Here is a 10,742-nt window from a genome sequence, read left to right on the forward strand (position 1 = left end):
CGGAGATTTAATCGGCAAAAAACTTTGCAGCTTTTCCGTTTCTCCCTCATCATTTGAAATGAGGTTTCAACTTTCTTCTCTAAGGTCCATTTTGAACGTCTCCGCTGCCCTACGTCAGGCCGTCACCCGCACGCCCTGGTATGCCAAACGCAAGAGCTATAAGGTACTTTTCTGGCGCGAAATTACCCCACTTGCTGTGCCTATTTTTCTGGAGAATACCTGCGTTTTGCTGATGGGCGTACTCAGTACGTTTCTGGTCAGTTGGTTGGGTAAAGAAGCGATGGCGGGCGTCGGTCTCGCTGACAGCTTCAACATGGTAATTATGGCTTTTTTTGCCGCTATCGATCTGGGGACGACGGTGGTGGTGGCCTTTAGCCTCGGTAAACGTGACCGCCGACGCGCCCGTGCTGCGGCCCGACAATCTCTGGTGATTATGACGCTGTTTGCCGTGATCCTGGCGGCGGTGATTCATTACTTTGGCGCGCAGATTATCAATGTAGTGGCAGGCGAAGCGACAGCGGAAGTGAAGGCGCTGGCGCTGACTTACCTGGAATTAACGGTCCTTAGTTATCCTGCCGCAGCGATTGCTCTGATTGGTAGTGGCGCGTTGCGCGGCGCGGGCAATACGAAAATTCCGCTGCTGATAAATGGTGGGATGAATATCCTTAATATCATTATCAGTAGCATCCTGATTTACGGAGTTTTTTCCTGGCAAGGGCTCGGCTTTGTCGGCGCAGGACTGGGCCTGACTATTTCGCGCTATATTGGCGCGGTTGCCATTATCTGGGTGCTGATGATTGGCTTTAACCCGGCGCTGCGCATTCCGCTGAAAAGTTATTTTAAACCGCTGAACTTCGCCATTATCTGGGAAGTGATGGGGATTGGTATCCCGGCCAGCATTGAATCGGTACTGTTCAACGGCGGCAAGTTATTAACGCAGATGTTTGTCGCCGGGATGGGCACCAGCGTCATTGCCGGTAATTTCATCGCATTCTCCATTGCCGCGCTAATTAACCTGCCAGGAAACGCGCTGGGGTCGGCATCCACCATTATTACCGGAAGACGTCTTGGAAACGGAAAGATTGCCCAGGCGGAGATTCAATTGCGCCACGTGTTCTGGCTTTCCACGATTGGCCTGACCGCGATTGCCTGGCTGAGCGCGCCGTTTGCCGGGCTGATGGCCTCGTTTTACACCCGCGATCAGGAGGTAAAAGACGTGGTTGTCATCCTGATTTGGCTCAACGCGGCGTTTATGCCGATCTGGGCTGCATCCTGGGTTTTACCTTCAGGGTTTAAAGGCGCGCGCGATGCACGTTTTGCCATGTGGGTATCGATGCTGGGAATGTGGGGCTGTCGAGTGGTTGCTGGTTATACGCTGGGGATTGTACTTGGCTGGGGTGTTGTCGGGGTCTGGATGGGAATGTTCTTCGACTGGGCGGTACGTGCAGCGCTGTTTTACTGGCGTATGGTTAGCGGACGTTGGCTATGGAAATACCCGCGCCCGGAACATCAAAAGCTGACAAAATCACCCGTTGTGTCTGAATAAACAACGAAATGAGGAATATTTCGACAAACGATCGCGATGGTGCATTCAGGCTTTGACAACGGCAGTGGGCGTCGCTAATATGCGCCCCGTTCACACGATTCCTCTGTAGTTCAGTCGGTAGAACGGCGGACTGTTAATCCGTATGTCACTGGTTCGAGTCCAGTCAGAGGAGCCAAATTTAAGAAGCCCGCTTTTTAGCGGGCTTTTTGCTTTTCAGAACACCATCCCGGCGTCATTAAATGCGAGTTTGTCCGTGGCTGATGTTGACGGGCATCCCCGAACGGCGTTCGAGCGCTTCGCTGACACGGTTCGTATCCACACCCTCAGCGCTCATAAAGCTACGCATCACAGGTGTGATCGGCAGCGGGACTTTTCTGTCAGATTCATATTCCGCGCGGTTGCGGGACAGTGGTTCATGCACTTCTATCCAGCGACTACCGTCAGGTTCCGTCGTGGTTTTCACCGGCTGATCGATAATCTGCACGCGGGTGCCGACGGGCACGTTCTGGAAAAGATGTTCGATATCATCATTGCGTAAACGAATGCAGCCCTGGCTCACGCGCAGACCAATGCCAAAATTTGCGTTGGTGCCATGAATAGCGTACAGCTTGCCGATATAGATGGCGTACAGCCCCATCGGGTTATCCGGCCCCGCAGGAACGAAGGCGGGCAGGCTTTCTCCTCTGCTTGCGTATTCACGGCGGGTATTCGCCGTCGGCGTCCAGCTCGGCGCCTCTTGCTTACGCTCGACTCTCGTCACCCAGTTACGCGGCGTTTCTCGTCCTGCCTGGCCAATACCAATCGGGAAAATCTCAACCGTGTTGCTGCCGTTTGGATAGTAGTAAAGACGCATCTCCGCCACGTTCACAACAATGCCCTGACGAACGGTAGCAGGCAGAATGATTTGCTGCGGCACAATCAGCGTTGAACCCGACTTCGGAAGGAACACATCCACATCCGGATTCGCTTCCAGCATATTACTCAGCCCCTGCCCATACTGAGCGGCAAATGCTTCAAGCGGTTGCGTATTCTTGTCGGGAACGGTAATCGTCAGCGGATTTCCAACCAGACGACTTCCTTCAGGTGGCAGTGGATAGCTGACAGCCAGCGCGCTCTGGCTTGCAAGCAGCATAAATAATGAACAAAACAATTTTACACGAGGCAACATTTCCCTTTCCTCAGTCGCGGCAGATGTGGGCAAATTATAGCGTTTTTAAAGGCGATTAACCTCTTCTCTCACACTGACCAGCAAACTGCGCGGTTTACCGGCCAGGCAAGGTTACCTTATTACGCTTCTTTGCCATCCGGCAGCACGATATTGCTGGCCGCCAGTTCTCCCATGTTGCTGTACATCGCGCAGGCCGCTTCCACAATCGGCATCGCCAGTGCAGCACCGCTCCCCTCCCCCAGGCGCATTCCCATGTTGAGATAAGGCTCAAGCTCCAGGTGCTCCAGCGCAATCCGTGCGCCCTTTTCGGCGGAGAAATGTGATGGGATCAGATACGGTTTGATCTCCGGCGCAATCTGACAGGCGGCCAGCGCAGCGGAATAGGACAGGAAGCCATCCAGCAACACCGGTAAACCGCAGGACGCGGCGCCCAGGATAACTCCCGCCATGCCCACCAGGTCAAATCCACCGACTTTCGCCAGCACATCCACCCCATCATGCGGATTGGGCTGGTTGACGGCAATCGCCCGGCGAACCACCTCCACTTTATTGCCTACACGGGAAAGCGGCAGGTTAGCGCCAATTCCCACCACCGCTTCAGCCTCACTGCCTGTCAGGACGCTAACAATCGCCGCAGCAGGCGTGGTATTCGCCATCCCCAACTCGCCAACGCCAAACAGCGTCACGCCGCGCTGCGCCTGTTCGCGTGTGTAGCGAATGACTTCCAGCAGTAGCTCTTCCGCCTGCGTACGGCTCATCGCAGGGCCAGTGGCGATGTTTCCACACCCACGTGCGACGCGCATGTTCACTACGCCGGGGATGAGTTCAGCATCAATCCCCACGTCGATCACATGAACCTTTGCACCGGCATGAGCGGCAAGCACACAAACGCCCGTCGTGCCGCGCGTCATATTTGCCGCCTGAATGGCGGTCACCACTTTAGGCGAAACGGCAACCCCTTCATCCCAGACACCGTGATCGGCGCACATCACCAGTATCGCTTTTTCACCGACACGCGGTACACCGTGTAGACCTGGCATACCGGCCAGCTGTACCGCCAGCGCCTCCAGCCGACCCAGACTACCGGGCGGTTTAAGCAGGCCATCAATATGCTGTTGCGCGCGTGTCATCGCGCCACGGTCTGGCGGCGGAATTTCGCGGAGTAAAGAGGTTAACGTTTGCATATGCGTTCTCATTGTGTTGGCTGACTCACAGCAGAGCCAGCAGGAATATCAACTCGCCAAGTTCTATTGCCGCACCCAGCGTATCGCCGGTTTGCCCACCCAACGTCCGTTTTAACAGTTGTCCCAGCAGGAAGACAGACACCATCGTCACGACCAGTGCCGCCACCCCCTGCATTCCAGGCAACAGAACCGCCGCCAGAATCGCGGCCAGACCAAGGGTAAAACAGGTTTGCGTCCCGGTGACATGACCGATAAACACGTTGCCTAATCCCTCTTCACGGGCGTAGCGGTGGCGATACATCAACAACACGGCTGTCCCACGCCCAACGGCACAGGCGGCTGCCAGCGCGGCCAGCACAGGAGTGCCGCGTAGCGACAGTTCACTGATCACCAGCACTTTCGCCAGCAAGACAAAAATGAGCGCCAGACCGCCGTGCGTTCCCAGTCGGCTGTCGCGCATAATCTCCAGCATACGTTCGCGGCTGCGGGCGGAGAAAACGCCATCGCAGGTATCAGCCAGACCGTCGAGGTGAAAGCCCCCGGTCATCAGCGCCAGCGCTAACACGGTAAAGAGCGCCGCCAGTGGTGCGCCGCACCAGGGCTGAAAGAGCATAAACACCAGCCCACTCAACGCACCGAGTAGCAGACCGATGAGCGGGAAAGTCACAATACCGCGAGAATACTGATCGAATTCCAGTCCCTGCGACCAGCGACCCGGAACGGGCAAACGCGTAATAAAAGAGAGCATTGCCCAGAACAACTTACTCATTTAATTTTGACTCCAATACCAGATACCACCAGCCAGACCTCATCCGCCGCTGCCGCCAGACGCTGATTCACACGCCCGGCGATATCCCGAAAGTGCCGCGCCAGACGGTTTTCCGGCACGATCCCCATCCCGACTTCGTTGGTCACTAGCACCACCCTGGCCGGACATCGCTGACAGGCCGCGATCAGCGTCTGGATCTCCGCCTCAATCGCCGTTTCCAGCGCGGCGTAATCCCAGCTATCGGGGTCACTGTCGCCGCCCAAAGCAAACAGCAGGTTAGTGACCATGGTGGTGATGCACTCCAGTAGAATGGCTTCATCCGGCGCGTTATCCGCAGTGATCAGCGCATCAAGATGCTGCCAGCGCTCGGCGGTACGCCAGTGCGCTGGACGTCCATCACGATGATGCTGAATGCGCGCTGCCATTTCGTCATCAAAAATCTGCGATGTCGCGATGTACAGCACCTGCGGGAAATCAGCGATCAGGGCTTCGGCATGACGACTCTTACCGCTGCGTGCGCCGCCAGTGACCAGAATCATCATACTGACTCCCGATGTTGCTGCATGATGGTATATATTTTCTCAATATCGATGTGTTGCCGCATCGCATCCGCCAGCAGATCAAACTGCTGCGATTTATATTGCGCGTATTGGAAGGTGGGATCCAGGGGAGTCAGCCCCTTACGCACGCGCAGGCCATTGACCAGCGCTCGCGTAAAATCATCACTGTCGAACAAGCCATGCAGATAAGTCCCAAACGCTCGTCCGTCGGCGGTGACGGCACCATCCGCGACGTTTTCGCCGTGCTTCTGCAGTTGCATCACCGACTGGCAATCGCCGTTCAGCGTCGTTTCGCCCATGTGAATTTCATAGCCGCGCACTGGCAACCCGGACGCCGCAGACAACCAGTCCGGCAGTGTCGACGACATCGTCGCCGTTACCTGGGTTGTGGTTTTCCGCTGGGCAAAATGCGTTACCGTATCGAGCAGCCCCAGACCCGGTAGCGTTCCCAGCCCTGACTCGACCTCATCGATAATGGTCTCGCCCAACATCTGGTAGCCACCACAGATCCCGACAATGGGGATGTTTTGTTGGTGCGCCTGCAAAACCGCGTGGGCCATGCCGCTTTCACGTAGCCACACCAGATCGCCGAGCGTATTTTTACTGCCCGGCAGGATCACCAGGTCAACGTCCGCCAGTTCTTGCGGATGACGCACATAGCGCACGCGCACATCGGGCTGCGCGGCCAGCGCGTTAAAATCGGTGAAATTGGAGATATGCGGGATCTGCACCACGGCAATGTTGATGTCGCGTTTTTCGGTGCGCAGGTATTTCCCTTTTTGCAGCGCCACGCCATCTTCATCTTCGAGATCGACATCCAGCCACGGCATTACGCCCAGTACGGGCACACCGGTCAGGTTTTCAATCTGTTCGATCCCGGAGTAAAGCAGCGCCACGTCACCGCGAAACTTATTGATGATCACCCCTTTCACCCGAGCACGTTCGTGCTCATGCAGCAGCGCGAGCGTGCCGTAGATCGACGCGAACACCCCGCCGCGATCAATATCAGCCACCAGGATCACCGGACACTGCGCCATTTCGGCCATCCCCATATTGACGATATCGCGGTCACGCAGATTAATTTCCGCCGGACTGCCCGCCCCCTCAAGCACCAGCACGTCAAAATCCTGTGCCAGACTGGTGTAAACTGAGAGGATCTGCTCGCGCAGACGCGGCTTGTATTCGTGATAGCTGACCGCATCCATATCGGTCGCCACCTGTCCCATCAGCACCACCTGCGCCTTGCGATCGCTGGTCGGTTTCAACAGCACCGGATTCATGCGGACATCTGGCACAATGCCCGCCGCTTCGGCCTGGAAAATCTGCGCGCGGCCCATCTCTTTCCCCTCCGGCGTGATGCCGGAGTTGAGCGCCATATTCTGCGACTTAAACGGTGCGGTCCGCCGACCATCCTGATAAAAAATGCGGCACAGTCCCGCCACCAGAACACTCTTGCCGACGTCAGACGCCGTTCCCTGCAACATAATGGCCTGCGTCATGACGCCTCCTTGATTGCGCGTTGTCGCATACAACGGAAAAATTCATCTTCGGTTTTGCACAGCGGCATACCTAGCTCTGCGTGCAGTTTCACCAGCCAGGGTTGCGTTAACCCGGCCTCTTCAATCAGTTCTGTACGGGCAAAAACCTCACCCGGCTCACCGTGCGCCAGCACTTCGCCATGACGTAAAACGTAGACGGCATTGCTGACTTCATAAATCAGATCAATATCATGGCTGGAGATCACCACGTGATTTCCCTGCGCCACAATCCGTTTGATGATGTCGATCATCTGGCTACGTCCTGAAGGATCAAGCCCCGCCGTGGGTTCATCCAGTAACAGGTATTTTGCCCGTAGCACCAGCGCACCGGCGATGGCCACCCGCTTCTTTTGTCCGTGGCTTAAGCACTGAATCGGCTGCTGGCGAAAATGTTGCGCATCTACCAGCGTCAACGCCTCGTCGACTCGTCGGGCAATTTCTCCCTCCTCCACGCCAAGATTGCGCAGGCTGAAGGCGATATCGCTGTCGATATCGGTGTAGAAAATTTGCTGATCGGGATCCTGAAACACCGTCGCGACCTGCTGACGCAGCGCCAGCAGGCCACGCTTACTGTAGTCCAGCGGTTTTCCCTGCCACAATACCGCGCCCTGTTGCGGTCGCAGTAATCCGCTCAGATTCATAAATAGGGTGGATTTCCCACAGCCGTTGGCTCCCACCAGTCCGGTGACGGCATGCTGTGAAAAATCCAGCGTCAGCCCTTTAAGTACCTGCGCATCCTGATAACGAAACCAGAGTTCGGTGGTGGCAAGCATGCTTTTCCTTACAGGTGAAAATCGCCCTGATACAATTTGATATCTAACGTCGCCGCCATTTGCTGATAGCGAATCAGCACCCGGGTAAACAAAACGCCCACCAGCATCGCCAGCGAGCGATAGCCAATCGGCAGACTACGATAGCCAAAACGCAGCGTCTGCGCGCGATGAATCGCCATCGCTTCATCTAACAGAATAAAAATAAAGCGCCAGGTCAGCAGGATCTGTTCCGTCAGCAGACGCGGTATCCGTGCCCGTTTGAGCAGTAAAATCAGCTGCGGAAACGGCAGGTTAAGCACCAGCCAGAACGTGGCGGCCAGCGCGGCCAGACTCCGCCAGAACGTCTCGTTCGCGGTGTGCAGCCCAGACGCCGTGACCCCCAGCCAGTAACTGCCAAGCGGAAAACTGACCAACAGCGTTTGTGGGTCGCGGCTGACGCTGAACAGAATCGTCACCACCCCCACCACCAGAAAACCAAACGGCAGCGCCATCCAGCGACACCAACGGCGCAGGGAGATGCGCAGCAGCCAGCAGGTCAGCCCGGCAATCAGCGCCAGCTCGATACCCTGCCCCCAGGCGGGCAGGGTAAACGCCAGAGTCATCAGCAGCAGCCAGAACAGGAACTTACGCTCTGGTGCGACGTGAAACCAGCGGCTCTGATAGCTCAGTCGATCAAGCCCGGTCATCACGGCGTTGTCTGCCTTTGGTGTAGCCCAGAATATAGAAAATCACCGCCGCGCCAAGCGAGCCTTGCAACGTAAACAACAGGCTTTCAATTTCTCCGCTCGCCGGTTCATACAGCGGCTGGAACCACGGCTCATAATGCGGAGCAACCACCTGAATCTGGCTTTCCGCTTCACCGTCCGAGCCACCGTATTCACCACCGTGATTGATAAAGAACGGCAACACGACCAAAGCAATCACCATGGCTAACAATATCAGCGTCTTTTTCATGTTAATGTCCTTGCGCGGTTATCAGTTGCCGTTTCGTCAGCTGGTCGTAGATCATCACGGTCAGCAAGCCTTCGGCGATAGCAATCGGGATCTGCGTCAGGCAGAAAATCCCCATAAACTTGACGACAGATCCTGGCGCGCCCGCTTCGGGATCCGGGAAGGCCACGCCAAGCTGTACAGATGTCACAAAGTAAGTCACCAGATCCGCCAGCATGGCGCAGAGGAAGACGCCAACATCACGACGGATCCCGGCGCGACAGGCCATCTTCCACACCATATAGCCGACAACCGGGCCAATCACCGCCATCGACATGCCGTTAGCGCCCAGGGTGGTCAAGCCACCGTGCGCCAGCAGCAGCGCCTGGAACAGCAGTACGATAGCGCCGAGAACCGCCACCACGCCCGGACCAAACAGGATCACCGCCAGCCCGACGCCTGTCGGATGTGAGCAGCTACCGGTAACCGACGGGATCTTCAGTGCCGACAGCACAAAAATAAACGCCCCGCACAGCGCCAGTAGCACTTTCTGATGGCTGTCATCCATCACGATATGTCGCAGGCGCACCAGTCCGTACCACAGGCACGGTAAAAACAGCAACCACCAGGCCAGCGCCCACATCGGCGGTAAAAATCCCTCCATGATGTGCATGGCGAACGCCTGCTCCGGCACAATCATCAGCAATAGCGCCGCAGCCAGACCACTGAATGACAGCTGTTTGAGCTGTTGTTCGAGTTTCATTCTGCATACTCCCACTGTTTGTTGACCAGGATGGTCGAGAAATAAGGCAACGGCTGATCGTCGCTGACCTCGTTGAGATGCCGCCAGCACTGCTCTCCAGGGAGCGTGGCCTCGGACATCATCAGTGCACAATCCAGTAATCCGGCCTGATCCAGCAGCGCTTTAATCCGCGCAAAGCGACCATAGACCTTCATCAGTACCAGACTGTCGTGTTGACGTAGCGCCTGGGCGATCTCCGCTTCCGGTGCGGTACAGGAGATCACCGCCAGCGACTGCTGTTCCATCGCCAGCGGCGTTTTGGATCGGGCGGCAATGGCGGCAAACGACGTCACACCAGGCACGATCTCCAGCCAGTCAGGACACCCGATGCGCTGTAGTAAAAAGACCCAGGTGCTGAACAACATGGCGTCACCCAGGGTGATAAATCCCACCTGTTTGCCTGCCTCCACTTCCTTAACCAACGCTGCGGTCACTTCATCCCAGACCGCCTCTTTTTCCGCGCTGTCTGCGCTCATGGGGAAATGGCAGCAACGAATTTCTGTGTTCGTGCCGATGTACTCCCGCACGATGGAAAGCGCGAGGCTGTCGCCACCCTTACGTCCCGCCGGGGCATAGAGAATATCCAGTGAACCCAGAATACGTGAGGCGCGAACGGTAATCAGATCGGCTGCTCCCGGGCCAGTGCTCAGGGCGTACAGTTTGCCGCTCATGCCGCTTCCTCCATCGCCACGCTCAGCGCTTGTTGCAAATGCGCGACGAACATCGCCCGCACCGCCGGATTTTCGCCAAGACCGCTCAGCCACGGCGTTGCCGTGATCCCCGCCGCCGTAAACAGCGTTTTCCACGAATCATCGTCGTCCGAAGCCATATCATTGATGGCGTGATCCCCTGCAACCAGCATCAGCGGCATCAGATGGACGGCTTTGACCCCCTCTTTGCTCAGGCTCTCAATCAGAATATCGACTTCCGGATAGCTCTCCACCGCGCCGACGCGCGCCGGGAAGCCCTGCGCCATCATCATGTGGTCGAGGCAGGCATAAGCGGCAAACGCGTGATGGCTGGCGCCGTGGCCCATGAATACCACTTTCTCATTGGCGGCGGGGACAGGCATCTGCTGTTTCAGGGCGAGCATTAACTGCGCGTAATCGTCATGGCTGCTCAACAGCGGCACGCCCAGCGTCAGGCGGGCAAACAGCGGACGCAGAGTCTGCACTTCACGGACAATTTTTTCATATTCGTCGCCGTTAATGATGTGCAGCGACTGAATCGCCACATCCTGATATCCCTGATCAGCAAGCTTTTGCAGCGCCTGCAGCGGGGTATCTATCTCAATACCATCACGCTGTTTGAGCTTGCGAATAATCATTCCAGAGGTAAAGGCACGGAACAGGGTGCGGTCAGGACAGCTGGCGGCCAGATCGCGCTCGCAGGCCACAATGTTCTTCTCGCAGGTATCGTGATAGCTGGTGCCAAAGCTAACCACCAGAAGCGCTTTTTTCATTTTCTGATTC

General features: G+C 56.6%; 12 protein-coding genes and 1 tRNA gene. 2 read left to right on the forward strand and 11 right to left on the reverse strand.

The window, feature by feature from the left end; genetic code table 11:
* Nucleotides 1-58: 58 nt before the first annotated feature.
* Both HVX64_RS14285 and HVX64_RS14290 read left to right on the forward strand, forming a co-directional pair.
* Nucleotides 59-1,546 carry an EmmdR/YeeO family multidrug/toxin efflux MATE transporter gene (locus tag HVX64_RS14285; RefSeq protein ID WP_044257578.1) on the forward strand — a complete coding sequence of 496 codons (1,488 nt, stop codon included), beginning with the start codon at nt 59-61 and terminating at the stop codon, nt 1,544-1,546.
* 99 nt (nt 1,547-1,645) lie between these two features.
* Nucleotides 1,646-1,721: transfer RNA gene (locus tag HVX64_RS14290), tRNA-Asn, on the forward strand.
* Nucleotides 1,722-1,781: 60 nt separating this feature from the next.
* On the opposite strand, the gene ldtA is transcribed toward HVX64_RS14290, so the two are convergent.
* The 11 genes from ldtA to HVX64_RS14345 all read right to left on the reverse strand — a co-directional run bounded on the left by ldtA (nt 1,782) and on the right by HVX64_RS14345 (nt 10,732).
* Complete coding sequence (ldtA, locus tag HVX64_RS14295) at nt 1,782-2,714, reverse strand: L,D-transpeptidase (protein ID WP_090049505.1); 933 nt, start codon at nt 2,712-2,714, stop codon at nt 1,782-1,784.
* A gap of 119 nt (nt 2,715-2,833) precedes the next feature.
* Complete coding sequence (gene cobT, locus HVX64_RS14300; protein ID WP_043000260.1) at nt 2,834-3,898, reverse strand: nicotinate-nucleotide--dimethylbenzimidazole phosphoribosyltransferase; 1,065 nt, start codon at nt 3,896-3,898, stop codon at nt 2,834-2,836.
* 25 nt (nt 3,899-3,923) lie between these two features.
* Nucleotides 3,924-4,667, reverse strand: a complete 744-nt coding sequence (gene cobS, locus HVX64_RS14305) for an adenosylcobinamide-GDP ribazoletransferase (protein WP_044257577.1) — start codon at nt 4,665-4,667, stop codon at nt 3,924-3,926.
* The gene (cobU, locus tag HVX64_RS14310) at nt 4,664-5,209 is read right to left on the reverse strand and encodes a bifunctional adenosylcobinamide kinase/adenosylcobinamide-phosphate guanylyltransferase (RefSeq protein ID WP_043000258.1); all 546 of its coding nucleotides are present in this window, start codon (nt 5,207-5,209) and stop codon (nt 4,664-4,666) included. Before cobU ends, cobS begins: the two co-directional genes overlap by 4 nt.
* The gene (locus HVX64_RS14315) at nt 5,206-6,726 is read right to left on the reverse strand and encodes a cobyric acid synthase (RefSeq protein WP_044257576.1); all 1,521 of its coding nucleotides are present in this window, start codon (nt 6,724-6,726) and stop codon (nt 5,206-5,208) included. The genes cobU and HVX64_RS14315 overlap by 4 nt, the downstream gene beginning before the upstream one ends.
* Entirely contained in the window at nt 6,723-7,538 is an 816-nt protein-coding gene (locus HVX64_RS14320; protein WP_043000256.1) for an energy-coupling factor ABC transporter ATP-binding protein, read from the reverse strand. The genes HVX64_RS14315 and HVX64_RS14320 overlap by 4 nt, the downstream gene beginning before the upstream one ends.
* Nucleotides 7,539-7,546: 8 nt before the next feature.
* Entirely contained in the window at nt 7,547-8,224 is a 678-nt protein-coding gene (locus HVX64_RS14325; RefSeq protein WP_043000255.1) for an energy-coupling factor ABC transporter transmembrane protein, read from the reverse strand.
* Entirely contained in the window at nt 8,211-8,492 is a 282-nt protein-coding gene (locus tag HVX64_RS14330; RefSeq protein WP_043000254.1) for an energy-coupling factor ABC transporter substrate-binding protein, read from the reverse strand. Before HVX64_RS14330 ends, HVX64_RS14325 begins: the two co-directional genes overlap by 14 nt.
* Nucleotide 8,493: 1 nt before the next feature.
* A complete protein-coding gene (gene cbiM / locus HVX64_RS14335) occupies nt 8,494-9,231 on the reverse strand; it encodes a cobalt ECF transporter S component CbiM (protein ID WP_044257575.1) in 738 nt (245 codons plus the stop codon).
* Complete coding sequence (locus HVX64_RS14340; protein ID WP_043000252.1) at nt 9,228-9,941, reverse strand: cobalt-factor II C(20)-methyltransferase; 714 nt, start codon at nt 9,939-9,941, stop codon at nt 9,228-9,230. The genes cbiM and HVX64_RS14340 overlap by 4 nt, the downstream gene beginning before the upstream one ends.
* Complete coding sequence (locus tag HVX64_RS14345; protein WP_043000251.1) at nt 9,938-10,732, reverse strand: sirohydrochlorin cobaltochelatase; 795 nt, start codon at nt 10,730-10,732, stop codon at nt 9,938-9,940. Before HVX64_RS14345 ends, HVX64_RS14340 begins: the two co-directional genes overlap by 4 nt.
* Between the last annotated feature and the right edge of the window lie 10 nt (nt 10,733-10,742).

It is taken from the genome of Citrobacter sp. RHB20-C16, assembly GCF_013890155.1.
Taxonomy (GTDB): Bacteria; Pseudomonadota; Gammaproteobacteria; order Enterobacterales; family Enterobacteriaceae; genus Citrobacter_A; species Citrobacter_A amalonaticus.

Coding starts and splice junctions, on each gene's coding strand:
- cobU (WP_043000258.1), bottom strand. CDS start 5,209: ATGATGATTCTGGTCACTGGCGGCGCACGCAGCGGTAAGAGTCGTCAT.
- cbiM (WP_044257575.1), bottom strand. CDS start 9,231: ATGAAACTCGAACAACAGCTCAAACAGCTGTCATTCAGTGGTCTGGCT.
- HVX64_RS14330 (WP_043000254.1), bottom strand. CDS start 8,492: ATGAAAAAGACGCTGATATTGTTAGCCATGGTGATTGCTTTGGTCGTG.
- HVX64_RS14320 (WP_043000256.1), bottom strand. CDS start 7,538: ATGCTTGCCACCACCGAACTCTGGTTTCGTTATCAGGATGCGCAGGTA.
- HVX64_RS14285 (WP_044257578.1), top strand. CDS start 59: ATGAGGTTTCAACTTTCTTCTCTAAGGTCCATTTTGAACGTCTCCGCT.
- HVX64_RS14340 (WP_043000252.1), bottom strand. CDS start 9,941: ATGAGCGGCAAACTGTACGCCCTGAGCACTGGCCCGGGAGCAGCCGAT.
- cobT (WP_043000260.1), bottom strand. CDS start 3,898: ATGCAAACGTTAACCTCTTTACTCCGCGAAATTCCGCCGCCAGACCGT.
- cobS (WP_044257577.1), bottom strand. CDS start 4,667: ATGAGTAAGTTGTTCTGGGCAATGCTCTCTTTTATTACGCGTTTGCCC.
- HVX64_RS14345 (WP_043000251.1), bottom strand. CDS start 10,732: ATGAAAAAAGCGCTTCTGGTGGTTAGCTTTGGCACCAGCTATCACGAT.
- HVX64_RS14315 (WP_044257576.1), bottom strand. CDS start 6,726: ATGACGCAGGCCATTATGTTGCAGGGAACGGCGTCTGACGTCGGCAAG.
- HVX64_RS14325 (WP_043000255.1), bottom strand. CDS start 8,224: ATGACCGGGCTTGATCGACTGAGCTATCAGAGCCGCTGGTTTCACGTC.
- ldtA (WP_090049505.1), bottom strand. CDS start 2,714: ATGTTGCCTCGTGTAAAATTGTTTTGTTCATTATTTATGCTGCTTGCA.